Here is an 18,635-nt window from a genome sequence, read left to right as displayed (position 1 = left end):
CAAATCTTAATCGATGAACTGGATTGCAACTTCAACTTCTAGGCACTATTCTGACTTTAAATTGACGTTTACGTAAACTGAATAAATGAGTTGATGCATAGGTGTATAAGCAGTTGCCAGTATCAACGTCAGGCTGGATATGGAAATAGTGCTTCACGGAACGCACTCAAAAAGAAAGGGAGATCAACTATGGTATCGGAAACACCTCTTTTGCAGGTAAACGATATTTCATTGGCCTTTGGTGGGGTTAAAGCTTTAACCGATGTGAGCTTCCATGTGAACGAAAAGGAAATCTTTTCAATCATTGGTCCCAATGGTGCTGGTAAAACATCAATGCTCAACTGCATTTCAGGACGATACACGCCTAACAAAGGCTCCGTAGTGTTTGCCGGAAATGACGTCACCAAGCGTACACCGAGTCAACGAGCAGAGTTAGGTCTGGGTAGAACGTTCCAGAACCTGGCGCTTTTTTCTCATATGTCTGTACTCGACAACATCATGGTTGGCCGCCATCACCTATTGAAAAACAATTTCGTGACAGGCCCGCTTTACTGGTTTTCTAACGCACAAAAAGAAGAGATGGCACACCGCAAGTACGTAGAAGACGTTATCGACTTTTTAGAAATCCAACACATCCGTAAAGCCACCGCTGGCACGCTCTCTTATGGGTTACGTAAGCGTGTTGAGCTTGCTCGCGCTATAGCTTTGAAACCAAAACTCCTTTTGCTTGATGAACCGATGGCCGGTATGAACCTTGAAGAAAAGGAAGACATGGCACGTTACATCATGGATCTCAACGAAGAACTGGACATCACCATCATCATGATCGAGCACGATATGGGTGTGGTCATGGACATCTCCAATCGGGTGCTCGTTTTGGACTTTGGTAAACACATTGCGATGGGTGAGCCAGAAGAAGTCATGGCGAATCCACACGTGAAACAAGCTTATTTGGGTGAAGAACTTCCGACATTAGAGGAGAGTGCATAATGGCACAGCAACATAATGATTGGGCAGATATAACCAGCTTAGATACCTTTCCAAAAGTGTTGCAGCACAACGCCAAGCACTGGCCAGATCAGGTCGCTATGCGCGAGAAGGAATTTGGTATTTGGCGAGAATTTACTTGGCAGGATTATGAAGATCGAGTCAAGTGGATGGCGCTTGCACTACAAGATTTAGGTGTTGGTGAGCAAGACGTTGTGGGGCTTTTAGGCGACAACCGACCTGAATGGGTGTGGGGCGAACTGGCCGCGCATGCGATCAAAGGTTATTCATTGGGCATCTATCAAGACTCGATGCACGAGGAAGTGGCGTATTTAATCAACTATGCCAAAGCGAAAGTTGTGATTGCAGAAGATGAAGAGCAATGTGACAAGTTGCTTGAGTTGGGCGATGAGATCCCGAGCGTTGAGTTCATCATTTATTGTGATCCACGCGGAATGCGCAAGTACGATGATCCAAGACTTATCGATGTCGAGAAAGCGTATAAAAAAGGTCAGTTAATCGACAAAGCTGACCCTGACAAATATCTGAATATGGTTGCGGCAACCAAAGGCAGCGATCTTTCGATTCTTTGTACCACTTCGGGTACGACTTCTAAACCAAAGCTCGCACAGCTTCACAGCGGCACGTTTTTGGATCACTGTGCGGCTTATCTTCGTGCCGACCCACGTTCTCCAGGTGATAACTACGTTTCGGTACTGCCTCTGCCTTGGATTATGGAACAGGTATATGTGGTTGGTCAGGCGTTGATTTCCCGTCAAATCGTCAACTTTGTCGAAGAGCAGGAAACCATGATGGCGGACTTACGCGAGATTGGCCCAAACTTCGTTTTATTGGCTCCACGTGTATGGGAAAACATTGTGGCAGACGTGTCTGCTCGAATGATGGACTCTACCCCGTTTAAGCAGAAAATGTACAAACTCGGCATGAAGTTGGCGAATCAAGCCTTGGATCAGGGTAAACGCTCCAAGCTAGCCGAATGGATTCTTCTGCGAGCACTGCGTGACCGTTTAGGTTTCTCGAATCTGACCTCTGCTGCAACAGGCGGTGCGGCAATGGGCCCAGATACTTTCCGCTATCTGCAAGCGATCGGTGTGCCACTCAAACAGCTTTATGGTCAGACTGAAATGTGTGGCGCGTACACCGTGCATAAAGCGGATGATGTCGACTACGACTCAGTCGGTGTGGCGTTTGACAATGCGGAAGTGAAAGTTATCAACCCAGACAGCAATGGTGTGGGTGAGATCATTGCCAAAAGTACTGGCATGTTTACCGGCTACCTCAACAACCAGGCCGCTTACGATGAAGATGTGCAAGATGGCTGGATGCATACTGGCGATGCGGGCTACTTTAAAGAATCTGGCCACTTAGTGGTGATTGACCGTCTGAAAGACATGTCGGAAACCAGCCACGGTGACCGTTACTCTCCGCAGTTTATTGAAAACAAACTCAAGTTTTCACCATTTATCGCAGAAGCGGTTGTGGTGGGCAAAGACAGACCTTGGCTCTCTGCAATTATCTGTATTCGTTATGCAATCGTTGCGAAATGGGCAGAGCAAAAGGGTATTGCGTTCACCAACTACACCAACCTTTCTGCGCAACCTGAAGTGTATAGAGCGATTCGCGAAGAAGTAATGAAAGTGAATGAATCACTTCCAGACGCACAGAAAATCAGCAAATTTATTCTGCTTTATAAAGAGCTGGATGCCGATGACGGCGAGTTAACCCGTACGCGTAAAGTTCGTCGTGGTGTGGTTGCGGAGAAATACGGTGACATCATCGAAACCATTTACAGTGCAGCGCCAAATGTCGATGTCGATACGGTGATTACTTATCAGGATGGGACTAAGACACGCATTCAAACGTCATTGGTGATTGAAACGCTTATTCAACATGAGCTGACACTGGTGGATAGCGAACAACGGAGGATCGCATAGTGAATACGGATTTATTACTGCAACTCGTCATTAATGGCGTAATCGTCGGCATGTTGTATGGCGTGGTCGCCATGTGCTTTGTATTGATTTACAAATCGACTCAGGTGGTGAACTTCGCGCAAGGTGAATTTCTACTGATCGGCGCATGGGTGTGTTGGGCGGCGTTGGTTCACCTTCAATTACCTTTCTTTGTCGGCTTCTTACTGACACTCGCCTTTATGATGGTGTTTGGTATCGCTGTGCAAACCATTGTACTCAGGCCTTTAATCGGTGAGCCGATCATCTCGGTCATTATGGTGACGATCGGTCTGTCGATGTTCTTCCAGGCACTGATGAAATGGATATTTGGCGTATCAGCCGTTTCTTATCCACAAGTATTCGAAACAAACGTGGTGAATATTGGTGGTTTAAACGTCGAGTTTGCTTACATCCTTAGTTTAATTTTCTCGATGATCATCATGGGTGCGTTCTACTGGTTCTTCAAATTCAGCAAAATGGGTTTGGCGATGCGAGCGACGGCATTTAACCAGCAAGTAGCTCAGAGTCTTGGCATTTCCATCAAGAAAGTGTTTGCGATCAGTTGGGCTATTTCGGCGATGGTATCCGCGACAGCAGGGATTGTTATCGGGATTGTAAACGGTGTTTCTGACGCGCTATCCATCATCGGCATCAAAGTATTCCCAGCGGTAATCTTAGGAGGCTTGGACTCGGTGGTCGGGGCGATTGTTGGTGGTATCACTATCGGGTTACTAGAGAATCTGGCTGAGTTCTTTGATAGCCAATACCTGCAAGTGGGTAACCTGTACAACATCGCACCTTTCTATGTGCTGTTAATCATTCTTGCCTTCAAGCCATATGGCCTGTTTGGTACCAAAGATATTGAGCGTATTTAAGGAGAAATAACATGGCTCAACTTAGCATGCGCCCATGTGGGGATTTTCGAACCACATACAAAAGTGATACGCCAATTTTTGAAACCAAAACCATTAGAAGACTAGCGATAGCGGGTGTTATCGCGATGCTGGCAGCGCCGCTGGTTCTGGATATCTACTTCCTCAACCTATTTATTCAGATTGCATATCTGGGTATTGCAGCGCTGGGTTTGAACATTCTGGTTGGCTTTACCGGGCAAATTTCGTTAGGTCACGGTGCGTTCTTTGGCTTTGGCGCATTTGCATCGGCATGGCTGAATAACCAATACAACATTCCTGTGGTGCTTGCCATTCCGCTCGCGGGTTACCTGACCATGATTGTCGGGATGATCTTTGGTCTGCCAGCGGCGCGTATCAAAGGGTTGTACCTTGCAATCGCGACTTTAGCCGCGCAGTTCATTCTAGAAGATTTCTTTGCTCGTGCTGAGTGGTTCAGTGGTGGTTCATACGGTGCAAGTGCAAACCCAATCAATCTGTTTGGTTTCGAATTTTCGACCGATGAAAGCTTCTTCTATGTTGCACTGTTTGCGCTGATCTTTATGTACATGTGGGCATCGAACCTGATTCGTTCACGTGATGGACGTGCGTTTGTCTCAGTACGAGATCACTACTTATCCGCAGAAATCATGGGTATCAACCTGACCAAGTATCGTCTGCTCTCTTTTGGTGTCTGCGCATTCTACGCAGGTATCGGCGGCGCACTCTACGGTCACTACTTAGGCTTTGTCTCTGCGGAAGGCTTCACCATCATGATGTCTATACAGTTCCTGGCGATGATCATCATCGGTGGTCTGGGCTCAGTAAAAGGCACCTTAATGGGCACGATATTTATCGTATTGCTGCCAGAAGTTTTAGAGTTTGGCGTAACGGGTTTGGCTGCGTTTAGCGATAACACTTCGTTTATTGATGGGCTGGCTTATTTTAAAGAAATGGCAATTGGTCTGGTCATCATGCTGTTTTTGATTTTCGAACCTCAAGGATTGTCACATCGCTGGCAGCAGATTCGAGCATATTGGAAACATTATCCGTTCTCTTACTAGGGTCTGTTGACCTTTCGAGCTGATTTTTGCAGCAGTTTGTGGGTTCGTTATACAAGGCAGAGGCTTTGAAATGTAGTGCACTACCTGATAAGCCGATAGCGCAGTAGAAGGGACCCACAAACGCTGCCCAAAGGGTTCGGCTAAAAGCGTTCTACTCTTTGTTGAGAGGTATTTTGCTTAGAATGACTAGGCTACAAACCTCTCGCCGCGATTATAACGCTTTTATCTCGAACAAAAATTAATCACGAAAGATAAACAGACCCTCCGGGTACTTAAGTGGAATATACCTCAATAACAAGGACAACGAGTTATGAACAAAGGACATTTAGCGACAACGTTGGTGCTATCTTCGGCACTGTTTACTACCGCATCTTGGGCAAAAGATTCCGTGTTTGTCGGACATCTGGTGGACTTCTCTGGTCCAACGGCTTATGTAAGTAAACCGTACGGCTCTGGTGTGCGAGATGCACTGCAGTGGATTAACGAAAATGGCGGCATCAACGGTACCGAATTAGAATTTGAAACGGTGGATATGGCATACAAAGTGCCAGTTGCGATTTCCAACTACAAACGTTGGGTTGCCCGTAAGAACATGGTCGCGCTGCAAGGTTGGGGCACGGCGGATACCGAAGCGCTAATCTCTTTTGTCACCAAAGACAAAGTGCCAGTCTTTTCGGCATCTTACTCGGGCCACTTAACTGACCCAACAGGTAAAAACCCGAAAACAGCCAAACCTGCTCCGTACAACTTCTTCTACGGCGCTTCTTACTCAGATGCCTGTCGTGCATTGGTGAAATGGGCGAAAGAAGACTGGGAAGCGAAAGGCAATACCACTGCGCCTAAATTTACTCACATCGGTGATAACCACCCGTTCCCGAATGCGCCAAAAGAGGCGTGTGCAGAGTATGCCAAAGAACTGGGCTTTGAAGTGCAAAACCCGGTGGTCGTGTCGCTTAAACCGGGCGATTTCAAAGCGCAATGTCTGTCACTTAAAGAGTCTGGTACCAACTACGGCTACATAGCAAACTTAGGTGGTTCGGTTATTTCTCTGGTTAAATCGTGTAACACGGTCGGCACCGACTTCCAATACATGGCGAACATCTGGGGCGGTGATAAACCGGTTATTGAAGCGGCGGGTGACGGTCTGAAAGACTACGTTTTCCCGGGTATGACCGCATTCTGGGGGGATGATACAGAAGGAATGAAACTGGTAGAGGAAATTTCCAAACTGTCAGAGTCGGAACCAGGAGAGTTTCGAACTCACCACTACATCCGTGGCGTGTGCTCTGCGTTCTACATGAAAGAAGCGATGGAGTGGGCGAAAGACAACGGTGGTATTACGGGTGATAACATCAAGAAAGGCATGTACGTACACAAAAACTGGGTACCAAAAGGTCTAGAGGGAGTATGTATTCCTGCTAACTGGCAACCAGAAGATCACCGTGGCACCACTACCGTAAACGTGTTTATGGGTAATAACCAAGGGGGCGCGGTAGACATCAAGAAAGTGTCTCAAGTTACATTGTCACGTCGTGATGATTGGTTAGGTTACTAATCTTCTACTTACTAAGCATAACGATTACTAAGAATAGGATAGGTGAGAGGCAACTCTCACCTGCACAAGGAGTGGCTTGATGAGTGAATTAGCAACGAATATAGAACCAGCAGAAATCCTGCTTTCGGTGAACAATATCGAAGTGGTCTACGACGAAGTAATCCTGGTACTGCGTGGTGTGAGCCTTGAAGTACCAAAAGGTCAAATCGTGACGCTATTAGGCGCAAACGGGGCGGGTAAATCGACCACACTAAAAGCGATTTCGGGTTTGTTGAAAACCGAAGACGGTGAAGTGACACGCGGTGAAATTACCTTCATGGGCGAGCGTATCGACAACAAGAGTCCGGAAGAAATTGTCCGTTCGGGGATCTTCCAGGTGATGGAAGGGCGTCGAATCGTTGAAGACATGACGGTTATTGAAAACCTTCGCTTGGGAGCGTTTACCCGCAACGACAACGAGGTCGAGAAAGACATCGAAATGGTGTTCGACTACTTCCCTCGACTTAAAGAACGTACTGGTCTAGCTGGCTACTTGTCTGGCGGTGAGCAGCAAATGCTCGCAATTGGCCGTGCACTCATGGCTCGCCCAAAAATGATCTTACTTGATGAACCGTCGATGGGGCTATCGCCACTGCTGGTGAAAGAGGTGTTCAGTATCATTGAGAAGATCAACAAAGACCAAGGCATTACCATGTTGCTGGTGGAGCAGAACGCGAACTTTGCTCTTCATGCCGCCGATTATGGTTACATCATGGAGTCAGGCAAGATTGTGCTTGATGGCACTAAGCATGAGTTGCTTAACAATGAAGACGTGAAAGAGTTCTACCTTGGTGGCGGCGATGAAGAACGCAAGAGCTTTAAGAACTTAAAATCTTACAAACGTCGTAAGCGTTGGTTGTAAGGAGTGGTGATGAACGAATTATTCGATGCGAAAGAGTCTCTGCCGTCAACAGAGAGAGAAGAATCTCTATTTCAACGTTTACCAACATTGATTGAAAATGCAAAAGCGCACAGCGACCATTACGCCAAACTATTCGCAGATATTGATCCTACTGCGGTAAGTTGTCGCGAAGGGCTATCGAAGTTGCCGATTACACGCAAGTTTAATGTGCCCAGCCAGCAGCAACTCAAGCCGCCGTTTGGGGGCTTGAACAGCGTCAGTATCGGGCAAATGGCTCGCGTGTTTCAATCTCCAGGCCCATTGTATGAGGCACAAACGGATGAAGTTGACTTCTGGCGTATGGGGCGTGCGTTTCACGCGGCTGGGTTTCGCCGCGGAGATTTAGTCCACAACACGCTCTCTTATCATTTTTCCCCGGGCGGATTCATTATGGATGGCGGGGCGAGAGCCTGCGGCTGTGCAGTGTTTCCGGCTGGCGTGGGGAATAGTGAAGCGCAGATTGAAGCTATCAAACAGCTTCAGCCGACTGGCTACACCGGGATGCCATCTTACCTAATTACTTTGCTAACCAAATATCAAGAGCAATATGGTGAGAAGCCGAGCATTAACAAGGCTCTGGTTTCTGGAGAAGCGGTCACGGCAGACATGCAAAAAGCGTTTTCAGACATGGGCATTGCAGTGTCTCAAGCGTATGCGAGCGCAGAACTTGGTTTGATTGCTTATCAGGTTTCTGGTGAACAAGGCTTAGTGATTGCAGAAGATATCATTGTCGAAATCGTTGATCCTGATGGTATCCCCGTTCAACTCGGTGAAATCGGTGAGGTGGTGGTGACTTCTCTGGATGAAAAGTTTCCGCTTATTCGCTACGCAACCGGTGATCTCTCTGCTTACATCGAAAGAGACTCTGGTTCACCACGTACTAATATGCGCATAAAAGGCTGGATGGGGCGTGCCGATTCGGCAGTCAAAGTTAAAGGTTTATTTGTTTATCCGCACCAGATACAGGAAGTGTGTCGTCGCCATGATATTACCGGATCGCTAAAAATTGAGCGTGATGGTTTCAGCGATACCATTACATTCTGTTGCCAGGAAGATCACGTTTCTGCCGATGATATTCAAGCAACCTTACAGTCTGTTACTAAGCTCAAAGGCAAAGTTCAGTTTGTACCGAACAGCGCAGAACAACCTCTGATTAACGATTTACGCAATTAGCAACGTAAGATTTAACAGCGTAAGGCTAGGAGAAAAGGGATACCGAGATAAGTCGCGTATCCCTTTTTAAGTTAAACAATACCGCTTTAAAGGAAGTGCTATGAAAACGACAGACTCACCAAGTATCGATGTGAATTTCTGGGATGATTTGTTTGTCAAAGGCACCATGCCTTGGGATTGTAATCAAGCGCCTGAAGAGCTAAAACGCTATCTGAGCCGTACTTCCAATGATGCTCAATCTGTGTTTATTCCCGGCTGCGGTGCAGCGTATGAGGTAACACAGTTCGTCGATCATGGACATGATGTTGTCGCGATGGATTATAGCGAAGAAGCCGTGAAAATGGCTCAATCAAAGCTTGGCAGGCACAAAGATAACGTCAGGTTAGGGGACGTGTTTAGTGCTGAATTTTCCGAGCCGTTTGACGTGATTTATGAACGAGCATTTTTAGCCGCATTACCAAAAGAGAAGTGGGACGATTACTTTGCAATGATTCAGCGGTTATTACCAAGCAAAGGTCTTCTGGTGGGTTATTTTGTTATCGATAACGACTATCTATCGCGCTTTCCTCCGTTTTGTTTGCGCAGCGGCGAGTTGGAAAGGCGGTTAGATAAGTCGTTTTCTCTCATAGAATCCGCACCAGTGACTGACAGCGTCGACGTGTTTAAAGGTAAAGAGTATTGGATGGTGTGGCAGAAGAAGTAGTGATTTACGTTCTTGAGATGTGCGCCGTAAGTGAAGTTGAAAAACCATCGTTTACCTCTTTACTACTGGGAAAATAAGAGGCTTACGATGGTTCATTTTGTTATCTTAATTTTTATTCAACGATGTCGAACTCCGATAAGCCGTTTGCAGCTGCGCGCACTTGTTGCACCGTGACCATTGTTTTGCCTACAAAGACCTTCGCATAAGCACTGGCATCGGAAAGTTCCTCTGTAGTAAGACCTACACCTGCTTTGGTGGTAAAGTAAGCTTTAATCTCATATTCACCAGCATCCATATTAGGCAAGATAAAGTTAAAGTGGTGTGCTGCAAGCGTATCCTGCATGAGCCCGATTTCTTCGTCGGTAACTTCACAATCTTCTGTTACGTCTAAGGAGCCTTCGCTTACTACGTCTCCATTGTCATCAAGAGTACCTTCGACAGATAGCTCACATGTTTCGATAACGCCGGCCAACGTTGCACTCATCTCTTGAATTCTTTGAGAAAGAGTAATTTCACCAGGAACAGCTTCTACTTCTTCGCCTCCACCTACAGGTGTTGCCGTTACAACTACTGTCGCTCGTCCATCAGCAATCGCTTTGGCTAAAGCACCGTCTTTACCTTTGACTGATGTGTCAGTGACAATGCCAATCTCAGCAGAAACGCCAATCAATAGCTCTTTGTCTTGAGGTACTTTCAAGGTAGTAATAACATGACCGTGTTTTTCGGGTGCAACACTTTCATTCGTGTCATAGTTTTCAAAGTTGAGTGCTACAATCTGTGCCGGATTTGTGCTCCATGTTGCAGCGAATTTTGCAGATGGGCCTGCTAGTGCGGAAGTTGAGCCTAAGGCACCTGTTATCGCTGTTAATAACAAAATATTTTTAAAACTCATGTCTAACTCCTGATTATTGAAACAATAAGTTCCCCAGATTCTTAATACAATCAATAACGAAATGGGATACGACAATAAAATGACAGGCCACGTTTAAATTTAGTTATGGTCAGAATGGTCTTTAAATTAGCCCTTGATAAAAACCATTGGATAAGATACTAGTTGAAATAAAATAAATTGCACAAAAATAGCTTGCTTATTTAAAATTCCTATTTTAAAAGAGATAACAATATGCAATGTGTTTTTCAAAGCGAAAAACGCGAGGTGGGAAAGTAATGAATAAGGAAATTTTGTTTAAGGATTTGATAATAAAATAAATTTATTTTATTTTTCTGTTTAATTGAGGCGGGTGGCTAAATTTAAATTCCATATAAACATGGTTTCATATAAATTGTAGGGAGTATTATAATTGTTTGTTTATAATGCGGTTTATAAATTTCCTCTTATTTTTATTATAAAAAATAAATTTGAAAAATAGACGTAAGCAATCTAGTGAATAAATAAAAATGGTTTGAGGCCCATAAAGTTTACTCTTATTTATTTATATGGGCGTTTCAATTATTAAGTTATCAATTGAATTTACTAGCATTATTTGGAAGAAGAGAATTATTGGCCATAGTAGACAGATAAATAATCAAGAACAGCTTCACGATCATCGCCATCGAGTTCTTCCATACCTTGCTCTTCGATCATCCAGTCGAGCATTTTATCCCAACGCTTTCTGCTTAAACCTTGCTGAGCGACCATATGTAAAGAATGACAAGCAGAGCATATTGCCGCAACCAGTTCCATGTTTTCTCCCGGTGTTAAGATTCCATCCCCCGCTGATTTTACTTCCATTCCGGACGAAGGGGTAACCCAGTCAGGAGGTGAGGGGTTCTTAGTCGCAAGCCACGCGATGATGGCGGCTCGAGCTCCTGGGTCTTTCACTCCCGGAAACACCATGTTGGTGCCTGGTGCAAACTCAGTGGGGGACGCTAAAAATGCATCAAGCTTTTCAGCATCCCATTTGCCTTGATGCTGTTTTATTCCCTCGCTGTAATTAAAGCCCGCAAAACTAGCAATAGAACGTTCTGCCAGCCCCCACAGTGGCGGACCAACCACAGTGACGCCATTGGGTTCAAATTGGTGACAAGCTTTACATACCATTGCTTGTTGTTCGCCTGCTTCAATTAACTCTGTGTTTGCAAAGGTAAGCCCGCTAACAAGGCTTAATAGTGATAGAGAGAGCGGGAAGACCCGCTCTCTAAGGTTATGACTTTTCACTGTGGTTACCCCTTAACGACCAAAGCAACGCGATGAAAGGTGTTATTTAGGTATCCTTTTGGATTCCAAGCGATGGCAAAAGGTTGGCTAACATTCTGATCATCGGTCGCTTTTGCCCAAACTTCGTAGTAGCCCGGTTGTGGGAATTTCACTTTGGCATTAAAGGTCTGCCATGCGCCGTCGTTTGCTGGATCGGCGAGGTCAGCATCCATCCATGTTGCGCCAAAATCTATCGAAAGCTGAACTTTTGTCACTTTACGGTCTCCAGACCAGGCATGACCGCGCACCGCAACCTCGTTTCCATCCACTTGTGAGTTTGTTTGAGGTGACGTGATGAGGGATTTCACCGGCATACGCTCGATGATTTCAAAATCCTCTTTTGCAACTTCTTCGCCGGGAGCCACTGGTCTGTTAGGCACACGATAGGATGTCCCTGTCATTTTTGGACCGTCATGTACCTGATCGCGGATTTGAATTCGTGTCAGCCATTTTTGCGAACATGAGCCTGGCCAACCTGGGACAACCAAACGTAGTGGCGCACCATTCATTGGGTGAAGAGGTTCACCGTTTTGTTCGAAAGCGATAAGGTTTTCAGCGCCCATCGCCTTGGCAATGGGTACGCCGCGAGAAATTGGTAACTTACCTTCCTGACCCGAAAGGTGTTTATCTGCACCGTAATGCGCCGTATAAACCGCACCGTCCTTGACACCGGCAGCTTTGAGAACATCAGCTAGCCTCACTCCCGTCCAGCTTGAACAGGCAACCGCACCATAAGTCCATTGATTACCTGATGCTTTAGGATCAAAGAATGCACGGCCATTACCGCCGCATTCCACGACGAGTTGTTGCTCGATCACATCGAAGTTTTTCTTCAGATCGGCAATCGTAAGTGTCATGGGTTTGTCCACCAGACCATCGATGGTTAAGCTCCACGCTTCAGCGTTGACTGCGGTTGGAGGGATGCCGTTGTTGCGTATGAAATGATGGCGGGTAGGCGTAATGTCGTCATTAAGAAGGTGAGGTGGCGTTTCAGCATTCATTGGTCTGTCGTTAAGCACAGTCAGACCATCTTTACCTTCAATCATTACGTCATCGAGCCCTTCCGCAAATGCTGCCGGGATTATCCCTGCGGGCATGTTTCGGTGGAAGGGAATGGCTCCGCCAAGCACGGCGGCCATCGTTGCTAATCCCGCGCCTTTTAAAAAGCCTCGTCTGTCAGGGTGACTGACTCGTCCAAAGACTTTCTCATCCGCAGACTCAGGATTTTTTTCATAATATTTATAAATCCCTTGTGGCTTGTTTTTCTCGTTCTCACTCATGATGCGTTCCTTTACCGGTTAACGCCCAAGAACATCTCTGTACTTTTATGGTTCTGCAGGTCGTTTCACCGAACTCTACAAATAACGTCCGAAATAAGTTTTACATCACTAACATTAGTCGACTATTGATAGCCTTAACAATATTTGTGAGAAATATGCTCCTCATCAGCACACTTCGATGCTTTTTCGGATTTACAGGTTCTATTTTGATTCGGAGAAGGCTTAAAACCTTCATTTGTCGTTATGTGGATTACAATTTAATTAACACGCGTTGTATTACTCAAAAACAATAAGATAAAAGTGAGCTTCTATGTTCGATAAAGTCATTTCCTTTCTAGAGACCACCTTATTTACCTTTAATGATCAACCCATCACTTTGTGGGCAATATTGATGGTTCCCACTTGGATACTGGTTAGTTTGTGGCTGTCCAAATTACTTATTAAAGCGGTTACGTCCAGAATGGCGTCAGCAGGGAAAGATCCGAATGTTATTCATTTAGTTAAGCGGATATTGTTCGTCATCGCTCTCGGGATTATTTTCCTCACCACTCTTTCGTTGATTAATGTACCTATTACCGCGTTTGCCTTCCTGTCTGGTGCTGTCGCGATTGGCTTTGGTTTTGGTGCTCAAAACATCATTAATAACTTTATTAGTGGCTGGATTTTGATTGGTGAAAAGCCGATTAGGATTGGTGATTTTTTGGAAGTAGAAGGAGCAAAAGGCACTGTCGAGCAAATTAATACCCGTTCTACGCGGATCAGACGTACTGATGGTGTGCACATGTTAATACCAAACAGTCAGTTGATTGAAAACGTGGTCATTAACTGGACACTCTGCGACAGGTTGGTAAGAGGCACCGTCGTGGTCGGTGTTGCTTATGGAAGTGACGTAAAACTGGTCGCGTCGTTAATGAAAGAAGTGACGTTAAAACAAGAACAAGTGCTTGGTAATCCAGAGCCCGATGTATTCTTCCAGGACTTTGGTGATAACGCTCTTATCTTTGAATCGTATTTTTGGATCCATTCAACGGTTGAAGGAGGGATTCGTGCCGTGTCCAGTCAGATACGTTTTGAAATTTATGAAGCCTTTGAGCGAAAAGGCATTGAGATCGCATTCCCTCAACGTGATGTCCATATTGATGGCGAAATTAAAGTTTCTCGGGAGCGTTAGCCAACCTTGCCTTGATTCGCCGTTTCATGTGATGGCTCCTTAACCTTTAAAACCTTGAACCTCAGCGATACTCGCGGATTGTATGAATGCTCAAAAGGTTGCATTATGTGAGCTTCGTTTTCTTCATTAGAGAAGCAGGGAAATAATGAACACAAGATATAAGGATTTATTAGGTACCGAACTTTGCGTTATTCAGTCGCCGATGGCGGGTGTCCAAGGAAGTAATCTGGCCATTGCTGTGAGTGAAGCAGGGGGGCTAGGGTCCTTACCTTGTGGTATGTTGAGTATTGATCAAATTGTGAGTGAAATAGAGGCGATCAAAGCGGCAACCAGCAAACCATTTAATCTCAACTTTTTCTGTCATGATGCATCGCCTTTCAATCAACAGCGCCAAGCGATTTGGCAAAATGAGTTAAAACCGTTTTTTGATGAACTTGATTTAGATATGAAGCTTGCGGCTGGTGGCGCGAACAGGGTGCCATTCAGCCATGAGATAGCGGATGCGATTGAACCGTTTTCTCCGGAGTTCATCAGCTTTCATTTTGGTCTGCCCGATAGTGACTTACTAGAGCGAGTCAAACAATGGGGCACCAAAGTCGTGTCATCAGCGACGACGGTAGAGGAAGCACTTTGGTTAGAGTCTCGCGGAGTCGATGGCATCATTGCACAAGGCATAGAAGCTGGTGGCCACCGCGGAATGTTCTTATCCAAAGATATCTCGACGCAAATGGGGTTGGTTGCACTTCTTCCTCAAATTGTAAATCGAGTCAACGTTCCGGTGATAGCCGCAGGTGGTATCGCTGACAGTCGCTCAGTGCATTCTTGTTTACAGCTAGGAGCGACAGCGGTACAAGTCGGAACGGCTTATCTGTTATGTACAGAAGCTCAAACATCGCCATTGCATAGACAGGCTCTGAAAGGAACGAAATCACAACATACCGCATTAACGAATATTTTTTCTGGAAAACCAGCCCGTGGCATTGTCAATCGAGCAATGAGAGAACTGGGTTATATGAGCTCGTCTGTGCCGGAATTCCCATTTGCTTCCATCGAAATGACGCAACTTCGCAAGCAAGCTGAAAACCAAGGCATAGATGACTTCACCCCGTTATGGTGCGGACAAAATACGCAAGGTTGCCAAGAAATCTCGGCAAAAGAGATGACACTTGCGTTAGCTGGGCTGCGTTAATTTTCAATATTTATAGAGATTGGTAGTACGACTTAATCTCCCTGAGGCTGATGATGAGCACTCTGAATCGCATTAAGGGTGTCGCGCACCAACTCTTGAGTTTGTTGCTTGAGCAGTTTAACAAACTGCACTTCAATATCGCTCAACGAGACCGTTTCTGGCGTTACCAGATACATTTCGGTTACGGGCAGTGATTCGTAGGGAGGAAGTGGCCACAGTAGTCCTTGTGCAACGTAAGGTTTGGCGCTTTCGACAGTCAGAGCACCAAAGCCGATTCCTGCCATGATCATGCGGCGAACTTCCTCAACATTGGATGAAACGGCAACTAATTTACCCCAAAACTGCTGTTGTTCACGAAAGTGGGCGATAGCGTCCAGTCCTTCTCCTGGCTGGTCGCTTTCAAAAGAGATGTAGGGCAAGCCTTTAATTTCGTCGAGGGTCAAGTCTTCGCGACCAAAGCACGGGTGGGTTCGTCCGCAATAAAAACCCATCTGTTCGTAGCCAAGAAAGTCACAGCGAATACCTGTTTTTGCTATTTTCTTATTACTCAATCCGATGTGCAATAAACCGTCAGCGACGTGACTGACGATGTCAGCGCTTGGATGGGTATTAACGTTAAAAATAACGTTAGGGTACAGCGCGTGATAGTTCGCCAGTGTGGCATCAAACGCCGGGCACTGCAGATGACTGGCTATCTCAATCGTCAACTCGCCTTGAATATTATCCGCTTGATCAACAAATTGATCCGCCATGTTGCCAATGATACGACTCACTGATGAGGCATACTCGTAAACTCGCATCCCGTGCAGAGTAAGAGAGAACACGCCTTTTTTACGCAGGATGAGCCGCTTATCTACGTGCTCTTCAAGTCGCTTCAACGCATTACTTACGCTGGGTTGGCTGAGCGATAACTTGCGCGCAGCAGCACTAATACCACCTTCGTTAACAATGGTTAAGAACGTATACAGTAAGTTCCAGTCGAGATTACGTAAAAGGCGGTCTTTAGGGTTGAGCATGTGCTTCTTTCCTTGAATGGTTACTTGAATGAACACCCCATAGCGATAGGCTATGTATATCATACTAATTCATCATTATGGCTTTTAACTACTTTTTTCACATACTCAATACTGTCTTTGTGACCGTTTGCTGAAGTAGAAGGGAGATGTCTTCTTAGCGAGCGAGAATCTGGAATGAAACGATAACAAAAGTAGAAGGGAATCCATGATGTCAAAAGGAAAATTTTTAGGTGCTTTGCTTGCTACCTCCGTGGCCGTCGCTGCTTCAGCGGGCGTTAACGCAGAAACAATCAAAATTGGTACAGAGGGTGCGTATCCTCCGTTTAACTACTACACCGCAGACGGCCAGCTAGCTGGTTTCGATATCGAAATCGGTAAAGCACTCTGCAGCGAGATGAAAGTCGAATGTGAGTTCGTCGCTCAGGATTGGGACGGTATTATTCCGGCGCTTTTGGCGGGTAAATACGACATGATTCTGGCTTCCATGTTCATTACCGATGAGCGTAAACAACAAGTGGCGTTCAGCGCTCCGTATCAGGCGTCTGCGATGACGTTTGTTGTCGATAAGCAGTCAGGTATTAAAGATGTGTCTCCGGAAGCGATGAAAGGCATGATCATTGGTGCGCAAGGCTCGACGACACAGGCTGAGTACCTGTTAGCAAAATACCCAGATTCTGAAGTGCGTTTATACCCGACACAGGATGCAGTAAACCTCGACTTGGTTAGTGGCCGTATTGACGCTCAAGCGGGCGACATCATGCCAATGACGGACTGGCTAAGCTCTGAAGATGGTGCTTGTTGTGAGAAAGTTGGCAACCTGATCATGGACCGACAATATGTGGGTGATGGCGTGGGTATTGCATTTCGTAAAGAAGATCAGGAACTTCGCCAACGTTTAGATCAGGCGTTAGCGAGCATCATCAAAAATGGTACTTATCAGAAAATCAACGACGAGTTCTTCTCGATTAACTTACTGACTCTGAAATAAGTCAGATCAAATGTGGCGGCCTATGTCGCCACTGAGTAGTAAATCAAAAAGAGAGCGACGCGATGGATTATCTGATGTATCTGAGTCTGGGTGACACTGGCTGGGGAGACGAGCTACTTAAAGGCTTAGTGGTGACTCTGGGGCTAGCTCTGTGTGCTTTACCTGTGGGATTATTTTTGGGAACGGGCGTGGCCGCACTGTCGATAAGTAACAACAAGAGCCACCGTTGGTTTGCCAATGTTTATACCACGGTACTGCGAGGGCTTCCGGAGCTGCTGACTCTGTTTATTATCTACCATGGCGTCGGTCTGCTGATTAACAAAACGCTGAAATGGATTGACCCTAGCAACGGTTTTTTCGAACTGAATCCGTTTGGTGCAGGTGTGATTGCACTTGGTCTGGTCTTTAGCGGCTACGCGGCAGAGGTGTTGCGTGGTGCCTGGAAAGCGATGGATAAAGGTCAGCGTGAGGCCGGATACGCACTCGCGTTGTCCAGACTTCAAATATTCTGGCTGGTCGAGCGCCCGCAACTGCTGCGTTTGGCTCTGCCGGGGTTAGGTAACTTGTGGATCAACTTATTAAAGGATACCGCTCTGGTGTCGGTTATTGCACTTGATGACTTGATGCGTGCGGCGAACATCGCTGTAGGTGCCACCAAAAAGCCATTTTTGTTCTACCTGACGGTTTGTTTAGCCTATTGGGCGGTGTGCTTGTGCTGCGAAAGATTATTGGCAGCAATGGAGCAACACTCAAAACGTGGTATTCGAGTGAGTCGCTAAGGAGAAAGCTATGACAGATTTTATTGCTAAGGTCGCTCCGATGTTACTCGATGGGGCATGGATGACGCTGAAAATCACCTTTATTTCGGTTTCGATAGCGGCTTTGCTGGCATTGCCTATGTCACTATTGCGTATTCAGCGGGCGCGCATCTATCGTTGGCCAGCACAGCTCTTTATCTCTTTCTTTCGTGGAACGCCACTGATTGCTCAGCTGTTTTTACTCTATTACGGCTCTGGTCAGTTTCGCCCTTGGCTGATGGAAATGGGAATGTGGGGTTTCTTCCGCGATCCAGTTAACTGTGCGCTATTGGTGTTCACCCTCAACTCACTGGCATATCAGACCGAGATATTACGCGGTGCAATTCAATCTGTAGATGCAGGTGAGATAGAAGCGGCCAAATCAATGGGCATGAATAATAGCTTGTTGTACAGACACATCGTCATGCCGCTTGCGTATCGTATTGCTTTTCCTGCCCTTGGGAATGAATGTATTTTAATGCTCAAAGGCGGCGCAGTCGCGAGTGTGATTACCGTTATGGACTTGATGGGACAAACTCGACGCGCATTTTCTCAGACTTTTGATATCTCGACGTACTTTCTGGCGGCAGCGATGTATTTGGTGATTGCAACTGTATTTGTAATGGCCTGGCGTCAGGCAGAACGTTATCTCTATCGTCATCAGATCCAGCGAACGCCGGGCACACAGCCAGCGACTGTCGCTACGACCTGA

Annotated in this window: 17 protein-coding genes; 13 read left to right on the top strand and 4 right to left on the bottom strand. The window is 46.1% G+C overall.

The features are described from left to right. Positions 1–189: 189 nt before the first annotated feature. The 8 genes from VER99_RS15930 (at position 190) to VER99_RS15895 (ending at position 9,285) form a co-directional block, all read left to right on the top strand. Positions 190–990 (top strand): ABC transporter ATP-binding protein, encoded by an 801-nt coding sequence (locus VER99_RS15930; RefSeq protein ID WP_020333761.1) that lies wholly within the window; start codon positions 190–192, stop codon positions 988–990. Then, on the top strand, positions 990–2,942 hold the full coding sequence (locus VER99_RS15925) for a long-chain fatty acid--CoA ligase (RefSeq protein WP_020333762.1): 1,953 nt from the start codon (positions 990–992) through the stop codon (positions 2,940–2,942). The genes VER99_RS15930 and VER99_RS15925 overlap by 1 nt, the downstream gene beginning before the upstream one ends. Then, positions 2,942–3,835 carry a branched-chain amino acid ABC transporter permease gene (locus VER99_RS15920; protein ID WP_020333763.1) on the top strand — a complete coding sequence of 298 codons (894 nt, stop codon included), beginning with the start codon at positions 2,942–2,944 and terminating at the stop codon, positions 3,833–3,835. Before VER99_RS15925 ends, VER99_RS15920 begins: the two co-directional genes overlap by 1 nt. An 11-nt stretch (positions 3,836–3,846) precedes the next feature. Then, positions 3,847–4,914, top strand: coding sequence for a branched-chain amino acid ABC transporter permease (locus tag VER99_RS15915; protein WP_014233946.1), 1,068 nt, complete (start codon positions 3,847–3,849; stop codon positions 4,912–4,914). 310 nt (positions 4,915–5,224) lie between these two features. Continuing rightward, on the top strand, positions 5,225–6,469 hold the full coding sequence (locus VER99_RS15910) for an ABC transporter substrate-binding protein (protein ID WP_014233947.1): 1,245 nt from the start codon (positions 5,225–5,227) through the stop codon (positions 6,467–6,469). 79 nt (positions 6,470–6,548) lie between these two features. Further along, entirely contained in the window at positions 6,549–7,370 is an 822-nt protein-coding gene (locus VER99_RS15905) for an ABC transporter ATP-binding protein (protein WP_014233948.1), read from the top strand. A 9-nt stretch (positions 7,371–7,379) separates the two neighbouring features. Continuing rightward, the gene (locus VER99_RS15900) at positions 7,380–8,582 is read left to right on the top strand and encodes a phenylacetate--CoA ligase family protein (RefSeq protein ID WP_020333764.1); all 1,203 of its coding nucleotides are present in this window, start codon (positions 7,380–7,382) and stop codon (positions 8,580–8,582) included. 100 nt (positions 8,583–8,682) lie between these two features. Then, entirely contained in the window at positions 8,683–9,285 is a 603-nt protein-coding gene (locus VER99_RS15895) for a methyltransferase domain-containing protein (RefSeq protein ID WP_020333765.1), read from the top strand. Positions 9,286–9,397: 112 nt separating this feature from the next. Here the strand turns inward: VER99_RS15895 and VER99_RS15890 are convergent, their stop codons facing one another. From VER99_RS15890 to VER99_RS15880, 3 genes are all read right to left on the bottom strand, one after another. Next, positions 9,398–10,177, bottom strand: coding sequence for a hypothetical protein (locus tag VER99_RS15890; RefSeq protein ID WP_020333766.1), 780 nt, complete (start codon positions 10,175–10,177; stop codon positions 9,398–9,400). Positions 10,178–10,783: 606 nt separating this feature from the next. After that, positions 10,784–11,443, bottom strand: a complete 660-nt coding sequence (locus VER99_RS15885) for a c-type cytochrome (protein WP_020333767.1) — start codon at positions 11,441–11,443, stop codon at positions 10,784–10,786. Between the two features lie 5 nt (positions 11,444–11,448). Further along, positions 11,449–12,762, bottom strand: coding sequence for a molybdopterin-dependent oxidoreductase (locus tag VER99_RS15880; RefSeq protein WP_020333768.1), 1,314 nt, complete (start codon positions 12,760–12,762; stop codon positions 11,449–11,451). 310 nt (positions 12,763–13,072) lie between these two features. On the opposite strand from VER99_RS15880, the gene VER99_RS15875 reads away from it, so the two are divergent. Together VER99_RS15875 and VER99_RS15870 are read left to right on the top strand one after the other, a co-directional pair. Continuing rightward, positions 13,073–13,933, top strand: coding sequence for a mechanosensitive ion channel family protein (locus VER99_RS15875; protein WP_020333769.1), 861 nt, complete (start codon positions 13,073–13,075; stop codon positions 13,931–13,933). 145 nt (positions 13,934–14,078) lie between these two features. Further along, entirely contained in the window at positions 14,079–15,122 is a 1,044-nt protein-coding gene (locus tag VER99_RS15870; protein WP_020333770.1) for an NAD(P)H-dependent flavin oxidoreductase, read from the top strand. Positions 15,123–15,154: 32 nt separating this feature from the next. Here VER99_RS15870 and VER99_RS15865 read toward each other — a convergent pair whose 3' ends face one another. Next, positions 15,155–16,201 carry a LysR family transcriptional regulator gene (locus VER99_RS15865; protein WP_231119412.1) on the bottom strand — a complete coding sequence of 349 codons (1,047 nt, stop codon included), beginning with the start codon at positions 16,199–16,201 and terminating at the stop codon, positions 15,155–15,157. Between the two features lie 145 nt (positions 16,202–16,346). Here VER99_RS15865 and VER99_RS15860 point away from each other — a divergent pair, with 145 nt between their 5' ends. The 3 genes from VER99_RS15860 (at position 16,347) to VER99_RS15850 (ending at position 18,635) form a co-directional block, all read left to right on the top strand. Further along, positions 16,347–17,126 carry an ABC transporter substrate-binding protein gene (locus tag VER99_RS15860; RefSeq protein ID WP_020333773.1) on the top strand — a complete coding sequence of 260 codons (780 nt, stop codon included), beginning with the start codon at positions 16,347–16,349 and terminating at the stop codon, positions 17,124–17,126. A 62-nt stretch (positions 17,127–17,188) separates the two neighbouring features. Continuing rightward, entirely contained in the window at positions 17,189–17,905 is a 717-nt protein-coding gene (locus tag VER99_RS15855) for an ABC transporter permease (RefSeq protein ID WP_020333774.1), read from the top strand. Between the two features lie 10 nt (positions 17,906–17,915). Continuing rightward, a complete protein-coding gene (locus VER99_RS15850; RefSeq protein ID WP_020333775.1) occupies positions 17,916–18,635 on the top strand; it encodes an ABC transporter permease in 720 nt (239 codons plus the stop codon).

Origin of the sequence: Vibrio natriegens NBRC 15636 = ATCC 14048 = DSM 759, assembly GCF_035621455.1 — a bacterium.
Lineage (GTDB): Bacteria > Pseudomonadota > Gammaproteobacteria > Enterobacterales > Vibrionaceae > Vibrio > Vibrio natriegens.
Note: the sequence above shows the minus strand (reverse complement) of the source record. Positions and strands in the feature narration are given on the sequence as shown.

Excerpts from the sequence above, each read along its gene's own strand:
- VER99_RS15860 (WP_020333773.1), top strand. The coding sequence starts at position 16,347 with ATGTCAAAAGGAAAATTTTTAGGTGCTTTGCTTGCTACCTCCGTGGCC.
- VER99_RS15895 (WP_020333765.1), top strand. The coding sequence starts at position 8,683 with ATGAAAACGACAGACTCACCAAGTATCGATGTGAATTTCTGGGATGAT.
- VER99_RS15915 (WP_014233946.1), top strand. The coding sequence starts at position 3,847 with ATGGCTCAACTTAGCATGCGCCCATGTGGGGATTTTCGAACCACATAC.
- VER99_RS15890 (WP_020333766.1), bottom strand. The coding sequence starts at position 10,177 with ATGAGTTTTAAAAATATTTTGTTATTAACAGCGATAACAGGTGCCTTA.
- VER99_RS15850 (WP_020333775.1), top strand. The coding sequence starts at position 17,916 with ATGACAGATTTTATTGCTAAGGTCGCTCCGATGTTACTCGATGGGGCA.
- VER99_RS15865 (WP_231119412.1), bottom strand. The coding sequence starts at position 16,201 with ATGATATACATAGCCTATCGCTATGGGGTGTTCATTCAAGTAACCATT.
- VER99_RS15905 (WP_014233948.1), top strand. The coding sequence starts at position 6,549 with ATGAGTGAATTAGCAACGAATATAGAACCAGCAGAAATCCTGCTTTCG.
- VER99_RS15930 (WP_020333761.1), top strand. The coding sequence starts at position 190 with ATGGTATCGGAAACACCTCTTTTGCAGGTAAACGATATTTCATTGGCC.
- VER99_RS15910 (WP_014233947.1), top strand. The coding sequence starts at position 5,225 with ATGAACAAAGGACATTTAGCGACAACGTTGGTGCTATCTTCGGCACTG.
- VER99_RS15855 (WP_020333774.1), top strand. The coding sequence starts at position 17,189 with ATGGATTATCTGATGTATCTGAGTCTGGGTGACACTGGCTGGGGAGAC.
- VER99_RS15870 (WP_020333770.1), top strand. The coding sequence starts at position 14,079 with ATGAACACAAGATATAAGGATTTATTAGGTACCGAACTTTGCGTTATT.
- VER99_RS15880 (WP_020333768.1), bottom strand. The coding sequence starts at position 12,762 with ATGAGTGAGAACGAGAAAAACAAGCCACAAGGGATTTATAAATATTAT.
- VER99_RS15900 (WP_020333764.1), top strand. The coding sequence starts at position 7,380 with ATGAACGAATTATTCGATGCGAAAGAGTCTCTGCCGTCAACAGAGAGA.
- VER99_RS15925 (WP_020333762.1), top strand. The coding sequence starts at position 990 with ATGGCACAGCAACATAATGATTGGGCAGATATAACCAGCTTAGATACC.
- VER99_RS15875 (WP_020333769.1), top strand. The coding sequence starts at position 13,073 with ATGTTCGATAAAGTCATTTCCTTTCTAGAGACCACCTTATTTACCTTT.